Annotated in this window: 23 protein-coding genes; 9 read left to right on the top strand and 14 right to left on the bottom strand. The window is 51.4% G+C overall.

Annotated features, from left to right (window positions below):
• The first annotated feature begins 91 nt into the window (after nt 1-91).
• Entirely contained in the window at nt 92-2,086 is a 1,995-nt protein-coding gene (locus CDA54_RS03865) for a sodium-translocating pyrophosphatase (RefSeq protein ID WP_099033698.1), read from the top strand.
• A 456-nt stretch (nt 2,087-2,542) separates the two neighbouring features.
• Here the strand turns inward: CDA54_RS03865 and CDA54_RS03860 are convergent, their stop codons facing one another.
• Nucleotides 2,543-2,746, bottom strand: a complete 204-nt coding sequence (locus CDA54_RS03860; protein ID WP_062475286.1) for a hypothetical protein — start codon at nt 2,744-2,746, stop codon at nt 2,543-2,545.
• Between the two features lie 216 nt (nt 2,747-2,962).
• Between CDA54_RS03860 and CDA54_RS03855 the strand changes: the two genes are divergently transcribed.
• A complete protein-coding gene (locus tag CDA54_RS03855; RefSeq protein WP_099033697.1) occupies nt 2,963-3,253 on the top strand; it encodes a YebG family protein in 291 nt (96 codons plus the stop codon).
• A gap of 30 nt (nt 3,254-3,283) precedes the next feature.
• Here the strand turns inward: CDA54_RS03855 and CDA54_RS03850 are convergent, their stop codons facing one another.
• The 10 genes from CDA54_RS03850 to CDA54_RS03805 form a co-directional block, all read right to left on the bottom strand.
• Complete coding sequence (locus CDA54_RS03850; protein WP_099033696.1) at nt 3,284-3,802, bottom strand: GNAT family N-acetyltransferase; 519 nt, start codon at nt 3,800-3,802, stop codon at nt 3,284-3,286.
• Nucleotides 3,792-4,406, bottom strand: coding sequence for a cation efflux transmembrane domain-containing protein (locus CDA54_RS03845; protein WP_099033695.1), 615 nt, complete (start codon nt 4,404-4,406; stop codon nt 3,792-3,794). The genes CDA54_RS03850 and CDA54_RS03845 overlap by 11 nt, the downstream gene beginning before the upstream one ends.
• Before the next feature lies 1 nt (nt 4,407).
• Nucleotides 4,408-4,872, bottom strand: a complete 465-nt coding sequence (locus tag CDA54_RS03840) for a methyltransferase family protein (protein ID WP_229748092.1) — start codon at nt 4,870-4,872, stop codon at nt 4,408-4,410.
• A gap of 10 nt (nt 4,873-4,882) precedes the next feature.
• Nucleotides 4,883-5,101 carry a hypothetical protein gene (locus CDA54_RS03835; protein WP_099033694.1) on the bottom strand — a complete coding sequence of 73 codons (219 nt, stop codon included), beginning with the start codon at nt 5,099-5,101 and terminating at the stop codon, nt 4,883-4,885.
• Between the two features lie 134 nt (nt 5,102-5,235).
• The gene (gene groL, locus CDA54_RS03830; protein WP_099033693.1) at nt 5,236-6,873 is read right to left on the bottom strand and encodes a chaperonin GroEL; all 1,638 of its coding nucleotides are present in this window, start codon (nt 6,871-6,873) and stop codon (nt 5,236-5,238) included.
• A 40-nt stretch (nt 6,874-6,913) separates the two neighbouring features.
• Nucleotides 6,914-7,207, bottom strand: a complete 294-nt coding sequence (locus CDA54_RS03825) for a co-chaperone GroES (protein WP_099033692.1) — start codon at nt 7,205-7,207, stop codon at nt 6,914-6,916.
• A 182-nt stretch (nt 7,208-7,389) separates the two neighbouring features.
• The gene (locus CDA54_RS03820; RefSeq protein ID WP_099033691.1) at nt 7,390-8,127 is read right to left on the bottom strand and encodes a substrate-binding periplasmic protein; all 738 of its coding nucleotides are present in this window, start codon (nt 8,125-8,127) and stop codon (nt 7,390-7,392) included.
• Nucleotides 8,128-8,210: 83 nt separating this feature from the next.
• A complete protein-coding gene (locus tag CDA54_RS03815; protein ID WP_099033690.1) occupies nt 8,211-9,455 on the bottom strand; it encodes an outer membrane protein assembly factor BamB family protein in 1,245 nt (414 codons plus the stop codon).
• 110 nt (nt 9,456-9,565) lie between these two features.
• Complete coding sequence (locus CDA54_RS03810) at nt 9,566-10,954, bottom strand: winged helix-turn-helix domain-containing protein (protein WP_143452256.1); 1,389 nt, start codon at nt 10,952-10,954, stop codon at nt 9,566-9,568.
• Nucleotides 10,955-11,056: 102 nt separating this feature from the next.
• Nucleotides 11,057-12,004, bottom strand: a complete 948-nt coding sequence (locus tag CDA54_RS03805) for a LysR family transcriptional regulator (protein ID WP_099033688.1) — start codon at nt 12,002-12,004, stop codon at nt 11,057-11,059.
• Between the two features lie 280 nt (nt 12,005-12,284).
• On the opposite strand from CDA54_RS03805, the gene CDA54_RS03800 reads away from it, so the two are divergent.
• From CDA54_RS03800 to CDA54_RS03770, 7 genes are read left to right on the top strand one after another with little or no spacing between them, the layout of a single operon-like run.
• Nucleotides 12,285-13,745: a 2-hydroxymuconic semialdehyde dehydrogenase gene (locus CDA54_RS03800; RefSeq protein WP_099033687.1), complete on the top strand. Its 1,461-nt coding sequence runs from the start codon at nt 12,285-12,287 to the stop codon at nt 13,743-13,745.
• A gap of 9 nt (nt 13,746-13,754) precedes the next feature.
• A complete protein-coding gene (locus tag CDA54_RS03795; protein ID WP_099033686.1) occupies nt 13,755-14,573 on the top strand; it encodes a 2-keto-4-pentenoate hydratase in 819 nt (272 codons plus the stop codon).
• Entirely contained in the window at nt 14,570-15,373 is an 804-nt protein-coding gene (locus tag CDA54_RS03790) for a 2-keto-4-pentenoate hydratase (protein ID WP_099033685.1), read from the top strand. Before CDA54_RS03795 ends, CDA54_RS03790 begins: the two co-directional genes overlap by 4 nt.
• Entirely contained in the window at nt 15,370-15,807 is a 438-nt protein-coding gene (locus CDA54_RS03785) for a RidA family protein (RefSeq protein ID WP_099033684.1), read from the top strand. Before CDA54_RS03790 ends, CDA54_RS03785 begins: the two co-directional genes overlap by 4 nt.
• A complete protein-coding gene (locus tag CDA54_RS03780) occupies nt 15,804-16,319 on the top strand; it encodes a 3-hydroxyanthranilate 3,4-dioxygenase (RefSeq protein ID WP_099033683.1) in 516 nt (171 codons plus the stop codon). Before CDA54_RS03785 ends, CDA54_RS03780 begins: the two co-directional genes overlap by 4 nt.
• Before the next feature lie 8 nt (nt 16,320-16,327).
• Nucleotides 16,328-17,323, top strand: a complete 996-nt coding sequence (locus tag CDA54_RS03775; protein WP_099033682.1) for an amidohydrolase family protein — start codon at nt 16,328-16,330, stop codon at nt 17,321-17,323.
• Nucleotides 17,324-17,364: 41 nt separating this feature from the next.
• Nucleotides 17,365-19,089 (top strand): LVIVD repeat-containing protein, encoded by a 1,725-nt coding sequence (locus CDA54_RS03770; RefSeq protein ID WP_099033681.1) that lies wholly within the window; start codon nt 17,365-17,367, stop codon nt 19,087-19,089.
• Nucleotides 19,090-19,396: 307 nt separating this feature from the next.
• Here the strand turns inward: CDA54_RS03770 and dmpG are convergent, their stop codons facing one another.
• The 3 genes from dmpG to CDA54_RS03755 are packed head-to-tail and all read right to left on the bottom strand — an operon-like array spanning nt 19,397 to nt 22,720.
• Entirely contained in the window at nt 19,397-20,416 is a 1,020-nt protein-coding gene (gene dmpG / locus CDA54_RS03765) for a 4-hydroxy-2-oxovalerate aldolase (RefSeq protein WP_099033680.1), read from the bottom strand.
• A 10-nt stretch (nt 20,417-20,426) separates the two neighbouring features.
• Complete coding sequence (locus CDA54_RS03760; RefSeq protein ID WP_099033679.1) at nt 20,427-21,311, bottom strand: acetaldehyde dehydrogenase (acetylating); 885 nt, start codon at nt 21,309-21,311, stop codon at nt 20,427-20,429.
• A gap of 38 nt (nt 21,312-21,349) precedes the next feature.
• Entirely contained in the window at nt 21,350-22,720 is a 1,371-nt protein-coding gene (locus tag CDA54_RS03755; RefSeq protein WP_099033678.1) for a sodium-dependent transporter, read from the bottom strand.
• Between the last annotated feature and the right edge of the window lie 33 nt (nt 22,721-22,753).

Genomic DNA, 22,753 nt, shown 5'->3' with positions numbered 1-22,753 from the left:
GTGGTGATGCCCCGCTCTGCGCCTGCCAACAGTGCTGGCCGACAAGCTAGCGTGTTGGACTCAGGCGCCCTGATTAATTGCTGGGGAAACTATGACTGATTTATTCTATTTGCCACCGCTGTTCGGCCTGGTTGGGCTGATTCTCGCGTTCGTAATATACGGACTGATTAAACGCATACCCGTAACCAATGACACCATTAAAGTGATTGCTGATCGCATTCATCTTGGTGCGATGGTGTTTATGCATCGAGAGTATAAGATGTTGTTTATCTTCTCGCTGGTACTGGGCATCTTTTTATATTTCTCTCTTGGCGCGAATACCACTCTGGCCTTCGCTGTGGGCGCGATAAGCTCCGCTGCCGCAGGCTACATTGGTATGTTTACGGCTACCAAGGCTAATGTACGTACTACACAGGCAGCACATGACTCCGGTGCCGCATCCGCATTGTCTGTAGCCTTTATGGGCGGTTCAGTGATGGGCCTTTGTGTGGCCTCAATGGGGCTTTTGGGACTGGGCATGTTGTATTGGTATTTCGGAGATGATCCGGCCACCGCTCATGTTATCCATGGCTTTGGTATGGGCGCATCGAGTGTGGCGTTGTTCTCCCGTGTAGGTGGCGGAATATTCACTAAAAGTGCAGATGTTGGTGCCGATCTTGTGGGTAAAATCGAAGCCGGTATCCCAGAAGATGATCCCCGTAACCCTGGCGTAATTGCCGATAATGTGGGCGACAATGTCGGTGATGTTGCCGGTATGGGCTCGGATATCTTTGAATCTTATTGCGGCGCTATGATTGCCACTATTGCCATTGCCTCAACTCTGGTGATGAGTGATTTGGGCAGTAGAGAAACACTGATGTTTCTGCCGCTGGGGCTCGCCTCAACAGGCCTGATTTGTTCCGTGCTGGGTATTTTGTTGGTGAAAATGATGTCGTCCAGCAAACCCGATGTGGCACTGCGGGCCGGTACCATAGGTGCAGCCGTGTTGTTTGTGATTGCCGCATTTTTTGTGATTCAGCAAGCTGGTGTCAGTGCTAACGTGTGGTGGTCGGTGGTCGCTGGCGCGGTAGGCGGTATTATTATCGGTCTGGTTACTGAGTATTACACAGCGGGTTCGCCCATACGCAAAATCGCCAAGTCCGGCGAAACCGGCCCGGCAACGGTTATGATCACCGGTTTGTCGGTGGGTATGCAGTCGGTTGTGATCCCGGTACTGACGCTATGTGCCATTATCTATATCTCCACCAGTTTATCCGGTCTCTATGGCGTGGGCATTGCTGCAGTGGGTATGCTGGCCACTGTGGGCATTACTATGGCCATTGACGCTTACGGACCGGTGGCTGATAACGCCGGTGGTATCGCGGAAATGGGTGGCCTGGGTAAAGAAACCCGTGAAATTACTGACTCGCTGGATGAGTTGGGTAATACCACAGCCGCTATCGGTAAAGGCTTTGCCATTGGTGCTGCGGCGCTTGCGGCGCTGGCCATTATTGCAGCCTTTGTGGAAACCATGACCCTTAAATATCCCGACTTCACTTTGCATCTGGGCGATCCAATGGTACTGACGGGGCTGTTTATTGGTGGGGTACTGCCTTTCCTGATTGCCTCTATTACCATGACCGCTGTGGGTGATGCAGCTTTCGAGATGATTCAGGAAATCCGCCGTCAGTTTAAGGAAATTAAAGGGCTGATGGAGGGCACGGCTGAGCCTGATACGGCACGTTGTGTGGATATTGCTACCAAAGCGGCGCTTAAGAAAATGATTCTGCCGGGGGTACTGGCGGTGGCTGTTCCTCCGTTGGTGGGCTTTATCATTGGCCCTCATGCCCTTGGCGGAATGCTTGGTGGTGCATTGCTTGGCTGTGTGTTGCTGGCGCTGATGATGGCCAATGCCGGTGGTGCCTGGGACAATGCCAAAAAGCATGTGGAAAAAGGCAACTTCGGCGGCAAGGGTTCGGATGTTCATGCTGCCACTGTGGTAGGGGACACTGTGGGCGACCCGTTTAAAGATACCTCTGGTCCGTCTATGAACATTCTGATCAATGTTATGGCCATTGTCAGCCTGGTGATTGCACCGCTGTTGTAGTATAAGTTTTTCAGCTATCAGCCATCAGGAAAAGCAATATTCACCACAGAGGGCACAGAGAAGTTAAATGGGTTAAACCCTTGATAGCTCTGTGTTCTCTGTGGTCATGTAGGGTCCAATTTATTGGACTGCTTCAGGATAGTTGTTGAATAGATTCGACACTACAGCCCCTTTATCAAAGATGGTCAAATTCGATCTCGCAAAGGCGCAAAGGCGCAGAGAACTTGGCCTTGTAAGCTCCTTGCGTCTCAGCGACAGATAGTTATTAGTTCGTGACTTTAGTGTTTTTAGTGGTCGAAGGCTTTTTACCACGAACCACACGAAAAACACGAACAGGAAATGTAACCCCAGAGACAAAGAGGTTTTAATGCTCTAGTTTCCTTTTACCCCTCTGTGTTCTCTGTGCCTCTGTGGTTATTTTTAGTCTTTCCCAAAGATTCAGGTTTTGATAACTTTTTACCCGGCGTGCTGCTTAAGTAGTTTAACCATCTCAGGTTCATTATTCAGTTTGGCCAGATCGATCAGGTAACCCACTTCCAGTTCGTTCAGGGTTTTATCTCCCAAAGCCTGTTTCAGGCTGTCCAGATTGCCATTGACGATAATGGTTTTCAGGCCTGACATTTCGCCAATGCCTTCAATTTTGCTCGATGAATTTGACATCTTTACGTTCTCCTATCAATAGAATGGCAATAACAGCAAATGATCCGAAATAAAACTGATCAGATTTTCCCGTTGCTGGCGGTATCCTTTAACTTGGTGGTTAAGAGACACTCTTTAAAGGGTAGCTTGTATGTGGATATAAAAACATGCCGATAACTGTTTATTTATACAGTTAGCATGTTATGCTGACATGACTTTCCAACACAGGAGATTGTTATGGCGATCATCGTACGCTATGTGGTTGAACACAAAGGGGCAGAGAAGCTGGTGACAACAGACAAAAAAGAAGCGGATCAATACGACAAGATGCTGGATGTGGCCGATAACCTGGCCGATTATATCCAGGCCAAAGGACTGAAAATCGAGGACGGTTTGCTGGAAGAATTGTCGATAATGCTGTCACAGAATAAAGACAAGGTCACAAAACTGTTTAAAGGCACCGATGCCCAAAGCCTGCTGGAACAGGAAAAGGCCGAAGTGGTCAAACTGGAAAAAAAGCAGGCTTAAGTGAGAGCCTGTAGCGACCAGCCTTTTAGGTTACACCGCGCACAGATAGCGCTGAATAATGTCTGATTGCGGCTTCTGATCGAGGATTACCTCAGACTCAAGAACACCACCGAAGGCCAGAATCATCCGTGCCGAGGCGGTGTTGTGCCGGTAACAATGAATGTGTACCGTCTCAATACCCATTGCTTTCGCCTTGCCTATGGTCAGCTGTAGCAGCGTTTTACTCAGACCTTTTCCCCGGTGCGAAGGGCGAATACTCATACCAATATGGCCACCTGCGTGGCGGATAATGTCGTTTAAACTATGACGAAGACTGGATACACCGATAAGCTCGTCATTCTCAACCAGCCAGTATGTGCTGCTGGGTACATAACCAGGCGGCAGGTTAACGCCCTGCTCAAATTCTGTTAATCGTGCCAGGTAGGCTGGAAAATCCTGATAGTCAAAATCCAGCGGAAACGGATAGCGCTCCTCATCTCCCAGTTCCTGAATATACTGATGATAGCTTTGCTGGTAGCGCATATCCGGAGCAATAAGTTTAATGCTCACGGCGCAGCTCCGCAGTAGCAGAAGACAACACACGCAGTGACGAGCGCATTAGCAGTACTACCAGGCCCACAGCCACCAAAATATCCGGCCAGCCGGAACCCGTCAGCCAGACTGCTCCGGCGGCAATAAACACAGACAAATTCGTAGCGATATCGTTGCGGGAGCACTCCCATACTGAGCTCATATTGACATCCTCATGACGGTGCCGCCATAGCAGATAAAGGCAAACCGAATTGGCTGCCAGAGCAATCAGGCTAAAGGTTCCCATTAGTTCAAACACAGGCATACCCGGCACCCAAAGCCTGTATAAAATTTGCCCGGCTACTACACAGCCCGCAACAAAAATCAGCAGCCCTTTAAATAGTGCCACTTTCGCTTTGGCCCGTGCACTGCGCGATACCACATACAAGCTCAGCGCATAGGTCAGTGCATCGCCGAGATTGTCCAGACTGTCGGCCAGTAACGCACTGGAGTTAGCATAGAAGGCGGCAACGGCAATAACGACAAACATCACTGCATTGATACCCAACACGATCTGCAGGGTGCCTTTTTGCCGTTGGCGCAGGGCGTCTACCGAACAGCTGCTGTTACAACATCCACTCATATTATATCCAGCGCCTGACGCTGGCCTTATAGTTGTTAAATTCCGCACCGAATTTTTCCAGCATAAAGCGCTCTTCCGGAACAATCTGCAAGCGATTCATCACCAGTACAAATAGCGGTAGCACAAGCAGGCTGAAGGGGTTAGCAAGATACGTTGCCCACCCCAGCAACACCAGCAGAAAACCCAGATACATTGGATTACGGCTATAACGGTAAATACCGCCTGTTACCAGGCTACTGGCCTGATCCGGTACCCTTGGGTCGACTGTGGTTTGCGCGCGCCGGAACGCCCATACCCCGGACAAAGCGATGGCAGCGCCCGCCACAGCCAGTAAAATTGCCATCCAGAGATTAGCAGGCAGCTCCAGAGCCGCTGCCGGAAACCACCGATCCAGCAGCCACATTGCCAATGCGAAAATGGCTACCTGCACAACAGGAGGAATACGAAGTTCAAGTTTTTGCATCATTGATTAAGCTTCAGGTGTTGCAGGCGCAGGCTATCTGCCCATTTTTCTGAGTCCACTGCGCATAATCTTTATCTATACATCGGCGTTTAATATTCTCGCAATGAGAGGGGTTGCGGGAATAATCTTTGCCGGTGGCGGCTTCAAGCAGCCTGTCTTCAAACTGCTCATTCAAATCCTGGGAGGCGCAACCAGTTAAGAACATAGCAACAGGCAGAAATAAGTACTTCATTTTAATCCTTTAATCTGTTTAGCCTGAAGTTACCTTACCAAAGCTGTCGCTGGCAAACAGATTTTTATGGAATACAGACACAAAAAAGCCCGGTACAGGACCGGGCTTCTCAGATTACTTAGCCTGGGGGCAGATTACATCATGCCGCCCATTCCGCCCATGCCACCCATATCAGGCATGGCTGGCGCGTCTTCCTTTGGAATTTCAGCTACCATGGCTTCAGTGGTGATCATCAGGCTGGCTACAGAGGCTGCAAACTGCAGTGCACTGCGGGTAACCTTGGTGGGATCCAGGATACCCATTTCCAGCATATCGCCGTAGGTGTCGTTACCGGCGTTGTAACCGAAGTTACCAGAACCGTCTTTGATCTTGTTAACGACCACAGAGGCTTCAGCACCGGTGTTAGCTGCGATCTGGCGCAGAGGCGCTTCCATCGCGCGCAGGGCCAGTTTAACACCGTGAGTCTGGTCTTCGTTGTCGCCCTGCAATGCGCCCACTTTAGTGGCAGCTCGTACCAGAGCAACACCACCACCAGGTACCACGCCTTCTTCGACGGCAGCACGGGTTGCGTGCAGCGCATCTTCTACGCGGGCTTTTTTCTCTTTCATTTCCATTTCAGTGGCGGCACCGACTTTGATTACGGCAACACCGCCGGCCAGCTTGGCCAGACGTTCCTGCAGTTTCTCTTTGTCGTAATCAGAAGTAGATTCTTCAATCTGAGCCTTGATCTGACCCACACGGTCTTCGATGGCAGACTCGTCGCCTGAACCGTCTACAACAGTGGTATTGTCTTTATTGATGACAACACGTTTGGCTGTACCCAGATCTTCCAGGGTGACTTTCTCCAGTTCCATGCCGATTTCTTCGGAAATCACGGTACCACCAGTAAGAATGGCGATATCCTGCAACATGGCTTTGCGACGGTCACCGAAACCAGGGGCTTTAACGGCAGCCACTTTAACGATGCCGCGCATGTTATTCACTACCAGCGTAGCCAGGGCTTCGCCTTCCAGATCTTCAGCAATAACCAGCAATGGCTTGGAAGATTTGGCAACGGCTTCCAGGGTTGGCAGCAGTTCACGAATATTGGAGACTTTTTTGTCAACCAACAGGATGTAAGGGTTGTCCAGTTCAACGGTGCCGTTTTCAGACTTGTTGATAAAGTAAGGAGACAGGTAACCACGGTCGAACTGCATACCTTCAACCACGTCCAGTTCGTTTTCCAGACCCTGGCCTTCTTCAACGGTAATAACACCTTCTTTACCGACTTTTTCCATCGCATCAGCAATCAGCTTGCCGACTTCTTCATCGGAGTTGGCAGAGATGGTGCCTACCTGAGCAATAGCTTTGCTGTCCGCGCAATCTACAGACAGAGCGCGAAGTTCTTCAACGGCAACCTTAACGGCTTTGTCGATACCACGTTTCAGGTCCATTGGGTTCATACCGGCGGCAACAGACTTAAGGCCTTCAGTGATAATCGCCTGAGCCAGTACTGTGGCAGTGGTGGTGCCGTCACCGGCTTCGTCATTGGCCTTGGACGCCACTTCTTTAACCATCTGTGCGCCCATGTTTTCGAACTTATCTTCCAGCTCGATTTCTTTGGCTACAGAAACACCGTCTTTAGTGATACTTGGAGAACCGAAAGATTTCTCCAGTACAACATTGCGGCCTTTAGGGCCAAGGGTAACTTTTACCGCATTGGCCAGAACGTTAACGCCCTTGAGCATTCTTGAACGGGCGTCATCAGAAAAACGTACTTCTTTTGCTGACATAATCTCTTTCCTCTAAATTCAGTTAAATCAATGGGCCGTATCAGGCTTCAACTACAGCCAGGATGTCGCTTTCGCTCATGATAAGCACTTCTTCGCCATCCATTTTTTCTGTTTTGACGCCGTAGCCATCATTGAAAATTACGCTGTCGCCCACTTTCACATCCAGGGCTTTTACTTCGCCATTTTCAAGGATGCGACCATTACCAACGGCAATGATCTCACCACGGGTAGACTTCTCGGCAGCAGAGCCAGTCAGTACGATACCTCCAGCAGACTTGCTCTCTTGCTCTTGGCGCTTGATGATAACGCGATCGTGTAAAGGACGGATTTTCATTCTCAAATCTCCTGAAAATTACCAATATCTATGGATAAGTCCCGATCACTCGGGGAATGTATGACTACAGGCTCGCCTGCCAGTCGGAATCTTTACTGACAGCCAAGATGGGGATGGCCGGTATGATCTCAAGTGTCTGAGTGAAAAAAACTGTAAGTTTTTAATCCGGGGGGAAATTTTTATCAGTCTGTCATCTCAATGAGAATCTGATTAAAAGCCTGAATGAATTCTGAGTCTAAACTTGCCTTGCTAAACATAAAGTGTTGGGGGGTAACATGTATCGGCTGTTCAACAATTTTCAAATCCGTCAGGTTTTCTGCTTTGATGTAGTCCTGTACCGCCAGTAAGTCGTCAATAAAACCATCAATCCGCCCGAGGCGCAGCATTTCCAGTCGTGATTCCAGAGACTCAAGATGCAATATCCGTTGGCCATATTCAGAGTTTTTTAATCGTTCTACTTCGTGACCAAACCAGCCGCCACCATTCAGTGCGATTATGCGGCTTTTAGTGATCCAGGCCCTGAGCAAAGAGGGATTGGCTGGCAGTGGCTGATCCTGGCGATACACCAGTACATTGTGTTGAATCCGGTACGGTACAGAAAACCAGAACTGCCTGAGGCGCTGGGTATTTTTGCTGGCCGCGATGACCACATCAATCCGGCCGGTGAGCAGATCTTTTTCCACCCGCCGCTCGGGTAGCGGCAGTACGCTGAGTTCACAGTTCATCTGTTCCAGCACCTCAGCCAGCAAGGTCTTATCCTGACCGGAATAGCGACTGTCATTCTCGCGGTAGATATAGGGGCGCCAGTCACCGGTATACACCAGCGTGAGGGGCTCAGGACACAATGCGTTTGCCAGCACCGGCGGACTCAGCAGGCAGCACCAGCACAACAGCGTGAATATTCCGCTCCCTTTAACCACTAACCCGGCCTCTCAGACAAATTATTCGGCAGTTTTTTAGCATAGTGCAAATATAGAGTCTGCGCTGAAGATTGCAGGCCGATTCAATCAACCTGCCCCACTTGCAGGCTAATCAGTTTACCGGTGGCCGTGCCCAGATAGAGTGTGCCATGTTGGTAGCTAAGGCTCAGTATGCTGTCCAGCCCCTGCCAAATTTGTTGTATCTGCCACCGGGCCCCCAGATGTGATGTCATATCAACCGGACGCTTCTGGTAGATGGGCCCGCCGTCTTCCTTAACATGAACTGCGTAGTTTTTAGTGCTGGTGCCGGTCTGATAGACACGTCGATATTCACTTGTTGTGCTATTAAGCTCGAACACTTCACCGGAAAGGGTGGCAAAATAGATGTGCTCCTTTGCTGCCACTGGTGCGGCAAATATTAAGTGGGGCATGGGAATAAATTGTTGAATATTGCCACTGGATTTATTTTGTACCATCAACCCCAGCCCGTCTGACAGGCCATAGTATATTTTGTCCTGGTGGATAATGGCTGGCGAACCGATCCAGCTGGTGGCTTGTTTAACAGCCCAGATGAGATCGCCGGTGGCGGCACTGATACGGTAAAAGTAGCTGCCTCTGTTACCCACATAGACAGATTTGTTATCACCGACCGGATCCAGGTTAAATCCCAGCCAGCCATTCCAGTCTGCCATGGCACCTTTTGGGGTTCCCCCTTCAAAATGCCAGATCCGTTGGCCGGTCTGCGGATCCAAGCCGTACAAATGGTTATTCCAGCTGCCCACAATCAATCTGTCTGCGACCAGCAACGGAGTGGTATGGGTTACCCCGGTATCGGAATGCCATAATCGGCTGCCATCTTTAAGCAGTACGGCATAGGTTCCGCTGGCCGTGCCATAATAAGCTTGCTCGCCTTTAATGGTTACGGATGAGCGATACCAGGCCCAGGGATCAGTGAACAGGCCTTCTCCCCAGCCCCATCCCTGACCTTCTGTTTTTAACGGGCCATCGACACTGTAATGATGCCAGCGTTGATTACCCTCGTGATCCAGCGCATACAGGCCGTCTTCGGCATGGATCAGCAAGCCATCCTGATAGGCCACAGGTGTGGCATAAAGCCTGGAAGAAAAATCTAAACGCTCAAGCAACTCACCACCGGCGCTAAATTGATACAAAGATTTATTGGCTGTCACATAGATGCCTCGCTCTGTCACCAGAGGTTGTCCGCTGATGGGACCGTCTAACTGGTGTTGCCACAGTGGTTCCGCAGCGTTGAGGGGGGTGGCCAGCAGACAGAGTAAATACGCCACTACTGCATATAAAAGTTTCATTCGGTGCTCCTGATAAGGATTAGATAACAGGAGCCAGCGTGGACTGTGTCGGTGAGAAAGTCCTGAGCCAGTGATTAAGCTTTCTGAGGAAAGATAAATAACATTATTTATCAGTTGCTTAGAATTCCAATTTGTTCTGCCAGTTGCTCGAATTCGGGTAGTGAATGTAACGCCGCATAGGCCGGATCGGCACCCAGCCAGAGCACTTCGGTTTGTTTCTGGGCAACCGCCTGGCGCAGTTTTTCCAATGCCAGTGCATGGTCGCCGGCTTTTACCGCATAACGGGCATGGGAAAGCGGTGGCTGATACTGGCCAATATTCCGGTTGTCATCATTCTTCAGTAACCACTGATACACTCCGCTTAGTCCCGACAGCTGAAAACGTTCTGTCGCTGCCGTGAGCTGCAGTTCATTGAAACCACCTTGTTGCAGAATAATCTTAAGATGCTTAAAGGATTCACCCTCACGGCCCATATTTTCAAGCACCGCCTGAGCGGAAATATGATAACTCAGTTGCGGCTCGCTCAGACTGGCGATCTTATCCAGTTCATCCAGCGCCAGCTGATGCTTGCCCATCATCGTATATACCCAGGCGACCACGGGCTGAGCATAGTTCTGCGGGGCCAGGCTTATATACTCGCGGATATGCTCTAGGGCAGCATCGAACTGACGCCTGGCGAGCAGAAACTGGGCATAGAGTAAATGACTCTGGCTGTATTCAGGGGCCAGCTTAAGCGCATGCTGGAAGGCCTTTTCAGCTTCTGCAAACTGCCAGGTACGGGTAAAGTGATACTGGGCCAGAGTCAGTTGTGCTGGTGCAAATTCCGGAGCCAGTTTCATTGACTGTTGCAACCAGTGTTCAACTGCCTGCTGTTCTGCATCCGGTTGCCTGAGCCGGGCTTCGGCCATACCCCACAATGCCTTACCCATATCCGGTGCCAGTTCATAGGCGCGGCTGAACAATGTCTCTGCCTGCTGCGCTTTATCCGGGTTGTGTTGTGCTAAAAGAAAACGCCCTTGCTGATAGGCGTCCAGTGCCCGGGGCGGAAAATCTGTCTGCTCTGACGAGATGTCCATGGTCGCAAACCAACCCAGAATTCCTACCAGGGTGATAGTGAAAAGTGTCAGAAACCAGATCGGCATGGGATAGGTTTTTCTGACCGGTGTTGTTTCAGCCGCTACTGTGACAGGCAGGCTGACCGGTGCAATCAGCTGATACCCCTTACCGGGAAAGGTTTTAATATATTCAGGATGGCGGGCATTGTCGCCCAGAGCTTTACGGATCTGACTGATGGCAACGGTCAGGGCATCGTCACTGACCACTTTGCCTGCCCAGACATGCTCGAGCAGTTCATCCTTACTGACTAACCGGTCACGGTGATGCACCAGATATAACAACAGCTGCATAGGCGTGTGCTCTATGCTGTTAATTTGTTGTTCGCATTGCAGTTGATTGCGCGCGGGACTTACCCGCCATTGACCTAACTGAAATTCCTGCATAGCCACCAGAATTGGTAAATACACTGGCTATTTAAAGGCTAAAGAGATTCCGGGTAAACCTTTATTACTGTTTAATGAGACTTTTGTTCTGCAGCTTTGCCTTTAGTCACGTGATAATTCTTCGGCTACCAGCTTTAAATCCTCAACCAGACAACCTGCTGCAGGTGTCAGTCCGCCGCTGGTACGCATTGTAATTCCGACCGGACCTTTGCGGGCGAGATCGGGTACCGGCAAACGGCAAAGCTCACCCAGTTTTTCATAGGTTCTGAAAATCTGATAGGGCATTGCCGCCAGCATGTCAGTCTCTCTCAATAGCGTTCTGTTAGTAAGTACTGACACCGATTCAACCACCGGAACCGGAGAGGGCAGGCCCTGATCCCGGAAATTCTGATCCAGTTCCCGGCGCAGATAGGTTTGCACTGAAGGCAAGATCCAGGACTCTTCCAGTAAGTCCTCCAGACTGAGTATTCCGCGACTGCTCAGATGATGCCCGGTGCGGGCGACAATCACGGTGGGTTCCTCGTAAAGCTCCACCGAAGTGAGCCCGTCATAATCCTGGTGCTCCGGGATGCGCCCGACCACCATATCCAGATCGCCCTGCACCAGCCCTGGCAGTAACACATCCTGCGTGCCTTCAATCACCGTCACGGAAATATTCGGCCGTTCTGCACGCAATCTGACCAGAGCTTTTGGCAGCAGCGTCAGGCTGGCGGTGATCAGCGTTCCTACAGTTACATGGCCCGATAGCCCGCCATGCAATGACGTAAGTTCTTCACTGACATGCTTTATCTGTGACAATACCAGCTTGGCATGCTTGATCAGAACCTCACCATACAAGGTCGGGGTAACGCCGCGGGATGAGCGTTCAAATAACGTCAACTCATAGGCAGATTCAATATCCCGGATGATCTTGGTGGCGGCAGGTTGCGCCATATTCATCAACTGTGCAGCTTTGAAAATATTGCACTGCTCACCAACAGTAACCAATAATTTCAGATGCTTTAGCTTCATCCGGGCCACCATGTCCCGTTGCAGTTTCTCTGGTGTCATCAGATTTATCTCTCAGAATTCGATCATTACTATAAGGTAAAATATATATATAATGTATTTTTTTATCTATTAAATTATACCTAGTCGCCTTGCCGGCAAAGCAAAATGTGGGTTGAGCGCCGATGATCCACGTAAATGCTCAGCCATATTCTCTTTTTAGAAATAACATTTTATATATACCTGAACGCTCAAATTTTATTTTTATATTATGTTAACGGTCTGTAAAGTCACTCTCAGTCCTTAATCAGGTTGCCAGGCAACCACTATTGAGAGTCCGGGAATGACTGCAAAATTATTGAAGAACTATATCGCCGGAGAGTTTGTCAGCGGTTGTCGCGAATTTCGCAATATCAGCCCGGTGTCCGGGAAGACCATCGGTCATGTCAGTGAGGCCGATCAGCAGCTTGTTGATCAGGCTGTCAGCGCCGCTAAAAAAGCCCTTAAAGGCCCCTGGGGTAACATGTCAGTGCAACAGCGGGCTGAGCTTCTTTACAAGGTTGCCGACGGTATTGAAGCCAGGTTTGATGAGTTTGTAGCGGCTGAGATGGCGGATACAGGAAAATCGCTGCAACAGGCTTCCACTATTGATATTCCCCGGGGGGCCGCCAATTTCAGAGTGTTTGCGGATATGGTAAAAACCGCATCCAGCGAGTGTTTTCACACCGATACAGCAGATGGTAAAGGTGCTCTCAACTACAGCTTACCGCGGCCCCTTGGCGTGGTGGCGGTGATTGCGCCCTGGAATCTGCCGTTATTATTGCTGACCTGGAAGCTGGCACCGGCTCTGGCGGCCGGGAACTGTATTGTTGCCAAGCCTTCTGAGGAAACGCCCTCCACGGCGACCTTGCTGGCAGAAGTGATGCACGATGTGGGTATTCCGCCGGGCGTATTTAATCTGGTCCATGGCTATGGGCCGAATTCTGCAGGCGAGTTCCTGACCGGCCATCAACAGATTGATGCGATCACCTTCACCGGTGAGTCCCGCACCGGCAGCGCGATTATGCGCTCTGCAGCAGAGCATGTTAAGCCCCTGTCATTTGAGTTAGGGGGTAAAAACGCCGCCATTATTTTTGACGATGCCGACCTGGATGAAGCCGTAGCGGGAACCGCCCGTTCTGTTTTCACTAATGGTGGTCAGGTGTGTCTGTGCACTGAAAGAGTGTATGTGCATCGCGCCATATTTGACACCTTTGTCAAACGGCTCAAGGCCGAGGCTGAACGCCTGAAAATCAGCTGGCCCACAGATCCTGATACCGATATGGGGCCGCTGATATCCAATGAGCACAAGAACAAGGTGTTGTCCTACTACCGTCTGGCACGAGAAGAAGGTGCGACCTTTGTAACCGGTGGTGATGTACCACGGTTTGACGATGAACGGGATCAGGGGGCATGGGTTGAACCGACGATTATCACCGGATTACCGGAGTCTTCCCGGTGTATTAAAGAAGAGATTTTCGGTCCCATCTGCCATATCACGCCGTTCGACACCGAAGAACAAGCGATTAGCCTGGCCAATGACAGCCGTTATGGTCTCGCCGCTGCCATCTGGACCCGCGATATCAGCCGCGGCCACCGGGTCGCCAAAGAAATGGATGCCGGTATGGTGTGGGTTAACACCTGGTATCTGCGAGACCTGCGCACGCCATTTGGGGGCGTAAAGATGTCCGGCATCGGCCGTGAAGGCGGGCAGCATTCACTGAATTTCTATGCCGAACCCAGCAATATTTGCATCAAATTATAAGAGGTGAGTATGACAACAAGTCGCAGCGACGCAGAACAGCAGGCCGCCGAGCAATTGCGCCAGGCGGCAGAGTCGGGGGCTCCCTGTAAGCCAGTCCGGACAATGCTTGCAGAACAGGATCTGGAGTCTGCTTACAGGGTTCAGAATCTCAATACCCGCCACTGGCAGCAGCAAGGCCGCCGTCTGGTGGGCCGTAAGATCGGTCTGACATCCGCCGTGGTGCAGACACAACTGGGTGTTGACCAACCGGATTTTGGTGCCCTGTTTGCCGACATGGCCATTGCTGAAGGCGAAGAAATCTCTTCTTCGCTGTTACTGCAGCCGAAGATTGAGGCGGAGGTTGCATTGGTGCTGGAAAGAGATCTGGCCATGGAGCAGCCCACCATTGCTGATGTCATTCGTGCCACGGCTTTTGCCTTGCCAGCACTGGAGATCGTTGACAGCCGCATTGCCGACTGGGATATCAATATCCTCGATACCATCGCCGATAATGCCTCAAGCGGTTTGTATGTACTTGGCAGTCAACCGGTGAGTCTCAGCCAGCTTGACCTGAAAACCTGTTCCATGACCTTATGGAAACGGGGTGAGCCGGTATCCACCGGGGCGGGTGTCGCCTGTCTGGGGAATCCTCTGAGTGCCGCATTATGGCTGGCCAGAACCATGAGTCGATTCGGTCAGCCTCTTCGGGAAGGCGATACAATACTGACCGGTGCTCTGGGCCCCATGGTGCCTGCACAACCCGGAGATGTGTTCGATTGCAATATCAGTGGGCTGGGTAATGTCAGTGCTTATTTTGCTGAAAATCCGGTTGCAGGAGAGTCGTCATGAACAATAAACAGCATCAAACTCAGCAACTCGCAGAACGGTTGGACAAGGCGGCCATCACTGCCACTGCCACACCACAACTGAGTCAGGATTATCCTGAGATCAATCTGTCGCAGGCCTATCAGATTCAACAAGCCAGCATTGCCAGACGTTTGTCACGAAAAGAGAAACTGGTCGGTGTCAAAATGGGCTTCACCAGCCGCGCCAAGATGGTGCAGATGGGGGTCGAGGATCTTATCTGGGGTCAGTTAACCGACAGTATGCAATTGGTCGAAGGGGGCATGCTGAATATGCAGCATTATGTGCATCCGCGCATTGAGCCAGAAATTGCCTTCAGGCTGAAAACGTCTTTAAAAGGCAAAGTCAGCCTCACCGAGGCGATGGCGGCGGTAGACGGTATTGCTCCCGCGCTTGAAATCATTGATTCCCGCTATGCCAATTTTAAGTTTTCGCTGACGGATGTGGTGGCCGATAATTCCTCTTCGTCGGCCTTTGTTTTAGGGCCCTGGTGTTCGCCTGGTGAAAATATCGCTAATCAGGCGATGATTCTGAACATTAATGGCCGTGCCAAAGAAGTCGGGTCGTCGTCGGCGATTCTGGGTAACCCTTATCGTTCACTGGTTGAAGCCGCGCGGCTGGCAGGTGAGTCCGGCCTGTGTCTGGAAGCCGGATGGACGGTTCTGGCCGGTGCCGCTACTGCTGCACAGGCGTTACCTGCTAACAGCCATATTCAGTTGAAAACCTCAGGGCTGGGCGATGTACATTTGTACACATCAGACCCTAAACAGGGAGGGAGCGCATGAGTTCTTCCGCTACGCTTGTCAAAGGTAAAGCGACCCCAAGAGGGGCTTTTCCCCATATTAAACGGGCCGGAGATTTTCTGTTTATCTCAGGCACCAGTTCACGATTGCCGGACAACAGTATTGCCGGTGCAACGGCCGATGCAATGGGTACCACGACGCTGGACATCCGCGTTCAGACCCGAGCCGTGCTCGACAATATCGCCGATATCCTCGCTGCTGAAGGGGCGACGTTAACGGATCTGGTAGAACTGAATACGTTTCTGGTGAATATGAATGATTTCGGTGGTTATAACCAGGTGTACGCCGAATACTTTGACACCCAGGGGCCGGTGCGTACCACCGTTGCGGTGCATCAGCTACCCCATCCTCATCTTCTGATTGAAATAAAGGGGGTCGCATACTGCCCTCTGGCGCAAAACAAGGACATCAAATGAGTCAGTTAAAAGCCTTTAATTTCCAGCAGTGGCTGGAACAGAACCAAAGTAAGCTAAAGCCTCCGGTCAACAATGCCATGATCTGGGAAGATGCCGACATGATGTGTACTGTTGTCGGCGGCCCCAATCACCGCCTCGATTATCATGTGGACCCGGTTGAAGAATTCTTTTACCAGTTCAAAGGCAACGCCTACCTCAACATTATGGGCCAAGAAGGGCCGTATAAACTGGAGCTAAAAGAAGGCGATGTGTTTCTGTTGCCGCCCTATGTTCCACACTCCCCACAGCGCCCGGAAGCCGACAGCTTATGCCTGGTGATAGAGCCCAAACGTCCTGAAGGGAAAAAAGATGCGTTTCGCTGGTACTGCCTGAACTGCAATCACCTGTTGCACGAAGTGCAGGTTGAACTGGTTTCTATTGTTAACGACCTGCCGCCGCTGTTCAGCGCTTTTCAGCAGAATGAGCAACTGCGCACGTGCAAGGCCTGTGGCCAGCTGCATCCGGGTAAGTAGGAGTGACGATGAAACTGATTGATATGCATGCACACTTTTTCCCGGCCACGGTGCCTGACTTTGCCAGTCGTTTTTCCAATAACGGCTGGCCAACTGTGGTACACCGTAATGGTGAAGAGGCCGATATTATCATCGATGGTAAGGTATTCCGGCCCATTACCCATGCTTGCTGGGACAGTCAAAAACGGCTGGCAGATATGGATGTGCTGGGCATCGATACACAGATTATCTGTGCTACGCCGGTACTCTTTGCTTACCATCGGCCTGTAGAACAAACGCTGGCGCTGGCTCAATGGCTGAATGATCAGGCTCTGGAAATGTGTCAGCCTGCCCCCAATCGCCTTAAAGCCTTGTGTCAGGTACCGATGCAGGATATTGATGCAGCCTGCAAAGAAGTCAGCCGCTGTATGGATAATGGCCATGTGGGTGTTCAGATAGGCAATCACGTAGGTCTTAAGAACCTTGATGATGAGGGTATTGTGACCTTTTTGCATCATTGCGCCGATATTGGTGCGCCGGTGCTGATTCACCCCTGGGATATGATGGCACCGGAACGGATGCCTAATTATATGCTGCCCTGGCTGGTGGCGATGCCGGCCGAAACGCAGTTGTCTATTTTGTCACTGATTCTCTCCGGTGCCTTTGAACGCTTACCTCAAAGCCTGAAGATTTGCTTTGCTCATGGCGGCGGCAGTTTCCCTTACCTGATTGGCCGTGTGGACAATGCCTGGCGGCATCGCGATATTGTGCGTCAGGACTGCCCCAATCTGCCTTCCAGCTATATGGACAGGTTCTACGTGGACTCTGCCGTATTTCATCCTGATGCGCTCGATTTGCTGGTAAAGACCATGGGCGAAAAGAGAGTCATGCTGGGTTCGGATTATCCCTTTCCGCTCGGTGAGCAGGTGATCGGTGAGCTGGTGAAAACCCATCCAACACTTAATGACGGCGTTAAATCTCGCATTCTGGCTCACAACGCCGCCGAGTTTTTTAACCTGGATTGAACCCGATAACAGCAAAGACCATCGAGTCTGCAGGAGTCACTATGAACAAAGTAAACCGTATCAGCTCAACTGTGCTTGTAGCTTTGGCAATGATGGGAACGAGTCATGCCAGTCCCTGGGACATCAGTAAAGATGCGCCGATTAAAATAGACGATCCTATGGTGGCTATACAGGCTGGCATGTCATCAGACAGAAGCCCTAACCCTCCTGCACCGGGAAGTTATGGAATGCAGAGCGATGGCAGTTTTAAACATCCCGTTGCCGCACCGGAATCACACGATTCACATCCTTTTGAAGGACAGCTGGATTATTGGGATACCAACAGCTATATCAAAAATATGAAGGTGGAAGCCTACTATCCGATACAGGTTGAGCCCTTCCATACCTGGCAGAATATCGTTGATTTTGATGGTAAACGGTATCTGTATCAGTATGTTCGCGGCGATCTGAAGATCTTCGATATTACCAACCCGAAAAGTGCAGAGCTGTTGCTCACCAAAGGCCACACCTGGGGGCCCGACGGAGGGGGGGAGCCGGTGAATCCGTTTGCCGAAGGCGAGATGATGGGAGCAGCCTCAATCCAGTGGAGCGAGAAGCGGCAGAATTATGTGATGGTACAGGCTTATGAGATCCGTCGTTTTGGCTTGTTAAGAGATAAGTATCGCCAACCCGATAAGGTTGCAGCGATTCGTAACAGCCCTCACCTGAAAGGCTTCAAAGTCTATGAAATGAAAGGACCAATGCCCGAAGACTGGACCTTACTGGCTGAACGCACCACCGATATTTTACATCCTGATGCGCCAGTGGGCGAACAGCAGGGTTCCGGTGTTCGTGATATTCCGGCCTACTATGGCGACGGCATTATGTATGTGGCTGCGGCACCCGACAAACGTTATGGTCTGACCGAGTATCCCAATGATCTCTACAGTGCCGGCTATCAGGCCTGGGATATGTCTGATCCTGCTAACCCCAGATTACTGGATATGCTGTCGGTACCGGGTCAGATTATCGGAGATCCCGGGCATGAAGCGGTGTACAGAGCCGACGCCCGTGTGGGTAACCGTACTTCATGGATGGGGGCACGTATGGCCCTGTTTCTGCCCGACAAAGATGCAAAGTATGGTTATGCCGCGATGGGTGGTCTTGGATTCTATGTGGTGGATATCAGCGACCCGAGCAATATGAAAGTGGTCGGTAACCTGAAATTCCCGCCCAATATCGCTGGCACTGAAGGGGATTTCATCGACGTTTCTCAGGTGGAGGAAACCGGGCTGGTGTATTTCAGCGGTTACCCGCTGAATGAAGATTGTTATGAACCCTACAAAAACATTCATATCATCGATGTGTCAGATCCGGCTAATCCGGTTGAAAAAGGCATTATGCCAAGGCCAAAGCCGCCTGAAGACGCAGCATTCACTGATTTTTGTCAGCGCCGTGGCAGCTTCGGGCCTAAACGCACCGGCGCCTATCATCAGCCTGGCGTTGCCAAACAGGGCATATTGCCGTTTAACTTCTACAATGCCGGGTTACAGGTATTTGATGTGTCCAATCCGGACAACCCGGAAATTGCGGCCTATTTTGTGCCCCCTTTCGCGCCGGATAAGGTAGCCAGCTATGCCATGGGCAACCTGTCACATGCGGTTCATGTGGAATATGACCGCAACCTGTTCTGGTTGTTTACCAACCATGGCTTCTATGCGCTGTCGAGTCCGTTACTGGGTGAGCCGAGCTTCAGCGCGCCAGCGGCGCCCTGGCCACCCCGGTAGTTGATAATGGTATTCATACACAGGGGGCTTCGGCTCCCTTTTTTGATTCCGGCGTAACCTGCAAGGAGCGCAGCGGACGTGTCCAGCACCTTCGACAACGGGAGACTACCTGTACGAACATGGGGTATTTAAAGGGTGCTGGATTGCCCGAGGGGGTTCCCGGATTCCGTTTCGCTGTATCACAGGCTACGGAGCTGGTGGTCGGCAGAGAACTGCTCCCTGCGTTTTCTGCCCCTCTGCGGTGAATCTTGTGGTGCTCAAAGTCACTGGATGCCCGATAACGGCACTCGGGCATGACAGGCGGTAGCTACTTTTTCCGGGCCATATCCAGTGCCAGGTCTTCAATCATATCTTCCTGACCACCTACCGTACCGCGTTTACCCAGTTCGACCAGTATATCCCTTGCGCTGACACCATGACGCGCCTCTGCACGTTTGGCAAACAGCAGGAAGGAAGAGTAAACACCTGCATAGCCCAGCGTCAGGGCGTCTCTGTCGACTCTGATCGGCTGGTCCATCATCGGCACTACCAGGTCTTCTGCCACATCCATGATTTTATACAGATCGATATTGTGCCGAGCCCCCATGCGATCCAGTACCGCCACCAGAACCTCAAGCGGTGTGTTGCCGGCTCCGGCACCCAGTCCGGCCACTGAACCGTCGATACGCGCTGCGCCTGCTTCGATGGCCGCCAGCGAGTTGGCTACTCCCATTGCCAGATTATGATGGCCATGAAAACCGATTTCGGTTTCATCTGACAATTCCCGGCGCAACAGTCCGATCTTGGCTGTCACTTCATCGGGCAACATAAAACCGGCAGAATCGGTACAGTAAATACAGTTGGCCCCGTAAGATTCCATCAGCTTTGCCTGTTCCAGTAATTGCTCGGCACTGATCATATGCGCCATCATCAGAAAGCCGACGGTGTCCAGCCCCAGTTTGGCAGAAAGGCCAATATGTTGCTCTGACACATCCGCTTCGGTGCAGTGAGTGGCAACCCGGATACAGCTTACACCCAGATCTCTGGCCATACGCAGATGGTCCACGGTACCAATGCCGGGCAGCAGCAAAGCAGAGACTTTTGCCTGACGTAGTTTTGGAATTACCGCTTTGAGGTAGTCTTCATCGCTGTGTGCCGCAAAGCCATAATTCAGGGAGGCACCGCCAAGCCCGTCACCATGAGTGACTTCAATCATGGGCATGCCGGCCTGATCCAGACCCGTAGCAATATCGACCATTTGCTGTAATGAAATTTGGTGTTGTTTAGCATGCATGCCGTCACGCAGACTCATATCATGCAGCGTGACAGTTTTGTTGGTCAGATTCATCAGATTCTCCTCAGGCCAGTTTATGCTGTGCAATCAATTCAGCGGTGTGCAGACCGGCAGCGGTCATAATGTCGAGATTGCCGGCGTAATTGGGTAAGAAGTCACCTCTGCCCTCTACCTCAAGATAAATAGACACTTTATGTCCATCAAACACCGGGCCATTTTTGAGTCGGTATCCGGGCACATAAGCCTGTACCTTTTCCACCATTTTCAGCACTGATTCGGTGATGGCTTGCTCATCCGGTTGTTGCTCGCACAGACAATGAATGGTGTCACGCATGATTAGCGGGGGTTCGGCCGGATTGATAATAATGATGGCCTTGCCCTGACTGGCTCCACCCACTGATTCCACGGCGCTGGCCGTAGTACGGGTGAATTCATCGATGTTTTGACGGGTACCGGGGCCGACAGAGCGGCTGGACACCGTTGCCACAATTTCGGCGTACGAAACCGCCTGAACCTGGCTGACTGCCGCCACCATGGGAATAGTGGCCTGTCCGCCGCAGGTCACCATATTCACATTGTTGAGTTTGCCGGGTTCCAGTTTATCCAGGTTTACCGGGGGAACACAGAACGGGCCGATGGCAGCTGGGGTCAGATCCACCATGGTGACGCCCAGAGGATTGAGTTTCTCGGCGTTGGCTTTGTGGGCATAGGCCGAGGTGGCATCAAAAGCGATGCCGATATTCAGTTCCCGAATCAGCGCCAATGCGCCTTCTACCCCTGTGGCACAGGTTTTAATACCCAGCTTGTCGGCACGTTTTAACCCCTCCGAAGCCGGGTCAACTCCTATCATCAGCACCGGATTGATGCGCTCGCTGCGTAGCGCCTTGTAGAGCAGATCGGTACCGATATTTCCCGGCCCGATAATGGCGGCATTTATTTTGTTACTCATAATAGCCTCATGAATTTTTAGGTGAAAAAAGCGCGGGATCAGAAATTATTGATAAACATCAGCAGCAGTACTCCGGGCGCGATCAGTCGGGAAACCCAAAGCCATATCTTGTATCTGTAGCTGTCTGGCTGCCAACCTAACTCGTCGGCACTGACATGCCTGGCGACAACCCAGCCGACAAAGATCACCACACAGATCCCGCCCAGTGGCATAGCAATATTGGAGGTGAAATAGTCAAACAGGCCAAAAAACGTGGTGGAGGCAAAGGCCGGTATAAAGCCAAGCGGATACACGTCAGCCAGAATATTGAAAGACAACGCCGCCAGAATGCCCAGTGCCCATGCCATAGAGCCGGCACACAAGGTGGCTCGACGGCGGGACCATTGGGTTTTATTGACTAACCAGGATGTGGGGACTTCGAGCATACAGATAGCAGAGGTCAATGCCGCGAAAAACAGCAAGGTAAAGAACAGAGCGCCGAGCAGTGCGCCGGCGGGCATTTGTGCAAAGGCTACCGGCAGTGACACAAATACCAGTCCGGGGCCTTCCGCAGGATTCAGCCCAAAGGCAAAAATGATTGGGAAAATGGCCAGGCCGGCTAGCAGTGCAACCAGTGTGTCTGCAGCCACAATGGTGACAGAAGAGCGGGGAATCGAAGTGGCTTTATTCATATAGGCGCCGTAGACCATTAAATTGGTCAGTCCGACACTGATAGAAAAAAAGGCTTGTCCGGTAGCTTCCAGTACAACGCCCGGCGTGACTTTAGAAAAGTCCGGGGTGAATAAAAACGCCAGTGCTGCGGCAAAATCGCCAATCCAGGCAGCGTAGCCCACCATCATCAGTAGCATCACAAACAACAGCGGCATAACGATTTTAACCAGGCGCTCGACGCCCGATGCCAGTCCCAGTGAAGAAATACCCACCACCAGAGCCAGAAACAGAATATGCCAGAAAAGAATCAGCCCCGGGGCCGCTTGCAGATTGTCGAATACACCCGCTACTGCTGCGGCGTTCATACCCTGTAACTTACCCGATGCCAGTTCCAGCACGTAGGCCATGGTCCAGCCGCCCACAATGGCATAGAAGGACAGCACCAGTATTGCTCCGAGCACGCCAAGATTTCCCATATGACGCCACATGGAACTGCCTCTTGACTCACGGGCGACTGTGGCGATGGCCTGTGGCGGGCTGTTACGCCCCCGGCGACCTACCATCAGTTCTGCAATCAGTACCGGCATGGCAATCATCAGGGCGGCGAGAATATAGATAAACACAAAGGCGCCGCCGCCGTTCATACCGGTGGTATAAGGAAAACGCCAGATGTTTGCCAGCCCCACCGCGGTGCCGATGGACGCCATCATAAAAGCAAAGTGTGAAGACCACTGTGGCGCTGTGCGACTGTCTGACATTTCAGTTCCTCTCTAACAATGGCTATAGGGCCA

The sequence above is a fragment of the Lacimicrobium alkaliphilum genome (assembly GCF_002591895.1).
Classification (GTDB): domain Bacteria; phylum Pseudomonadota; class Gammaproteobacteria; order Enterobacterales; family Alteromonadaceae; genus Lacimicrobium; species Lacimicrobium alkaliphilum.
The sequence above is the reverse complement of the archived record's forward strand: the minus strand, read 5'-3'. Positions and strand labels throughout refer to the sequence as shown.

Excerpts from the sequence above, each read along its gene's own strand:
- CDA54_RS03770 (WP_099033681.1), top strand. The coding sequence starts at position 17,365 with ATGAACAAAGTAAACCGTATCAGCTCAACTGTGCTTGTAGCTTTGGCA.
- CDA54_RS03815 (WP_099033690.1), bottom strand. The coding sequence starts at position 9,455 with ATGAAACTTTTATATGCAGTAGTGGCGTATTTACTCTGTCTGCTGGCC.
- CDA54_RS03840 (WP_229748092.1), bottom strand. The coding sequence starts at position 4,872 with ATGATGCAAAAACTTGAACTTCGTATTCCTCCTGTTGTGCAGGTAGCC.
- CDA54_RS03800 (WP_099033687.1), top strand. The coding sequence starts at position 12,285 with ATGACTGCAAAATTATTGAAGAACTATATCGCCGGAGAGTTTGTCAGC.
- CDA54_RS03775 (WP_099033682.1), top strand. The coding sequence starts at position 16,328 with ATGAAACTGATTGATATGCATGCACACTTTTTCCCGGCCACGGTGCCT.
- CDA54_RS03845 (WP_099033695.1), bottom strand. The coding sequence starts at position 4,406 with ATGAGTGGATGTTGTAACAGCAGCTGTTCGGTAGACGCCCTGCGCCAA.
- CDA54_RS03835 (WP_099033694.1), bottom strand. The coding sequence starts at position 5,101 with ATGAAGTACTTATTTCTGCCTGTTGCTATGTTCTTAACTGGTTGCGCC.
- CDA54_RS03780 (WP_099033683.1), top strand. The coding sequence starts at position 15,804 with ATGAGTCAGTTAAAAGCCTTTAATTTCCAGCAGTGGCTGGAACAGAAC.
- CDA54_RS03795 (WP_099033686.1), top strand. The coding sequence starts at position 13,755 with ATGACAACAAGTCGCAGCGACGCAGAACAGCAGGCCGCCGAGCAATTG.
- CDA54_RS03860 (WP_062475286.1), bottom strand. The coding sequence starts at position 2,746 with ATGTCAAATTCATCGAGCAAAATTGAAGGCATTGGCGAAATGTCAGGC.
- groL (WP_099033693.1), bottom strand. The coding sequence starts at position 6,873 with ATGTCAGCAAAAGAAGTACGTTTTTCTGATGACGCCCGTTCAAGAATG.
- CDA54_RS03805 (WP_099033688.1), bottom strand. The coding sequence starts at position 12,004 with ATGACACCAGAGAAACTGCAACGGGACATGGTGGCCCGGATGAAGCTA.
- CDA54_RS03855 (WP_099033697.1), top strand. The coding sequence starts at position 2,963 with ATGGCGATCATCGTACGCTATGTGGTTGAACACAAAGGGGCAGAGAAG.
- CDA54_RS03790 (WP_099033685.1), top strand. The coding sequence starts at position 14,570 with ATGAACAATAAACAGCATCAAACTCAGCAACTCGCAGAACGGTTGGAC.
- CDA54_RS03825 (WP_099033692.1), bottom strand. The coding sequence starts at position 7,207 with ATGAAAATCCGTCCTTTACACGATCGCGTTATCATCAAGCGCCAAGAG.
- CDA54_RS03755 (WP_099033678.1), bottom strand. The coding sequence starts at position 22,720 with ATGTCAGACAGTCGCACAGCGCCACAGTGGTCTTCACACTTTGCTTTT.
- dmpG (WP_099033680.1), bottom strand. The coding sequence starts at position 20,416 with ATGAATCTGACCAACAAAACTGTCACGCTGCATGATATGAGTCTGCGT.
- CDA54_RS03760 (WP_099033679.1), bottom strand. The coding sequence starts at position 21,311 with ATGAGTAACAAAATAAATGCCGCCATTATCGGGCCGGGAAATATCGGT.
- CDA54_RS03785 (WP_099033684.1), top strand. The coding sequence starts at position 15,370 with ATGAGTTCTTCCGCTACGCTTGTCAAAGGTAAAGCGACCCCAAGAGGG.
- CDA54_RS03865 (WP_099033698.1), top strand. The coding sequence starts at position 92 with ATGACTGATTTATTCTATTTGCCACCGCTGTTCGGCCTGGTTGGGCTG.
- CDA54_RS03810 (WP_143452256.1), bottom strand. The coding sequence starts at position 10,954 with ATGCAGGAATTTCAGTTAGGTCAATGGCGGGTAAGTCCCGCGCGCAAT.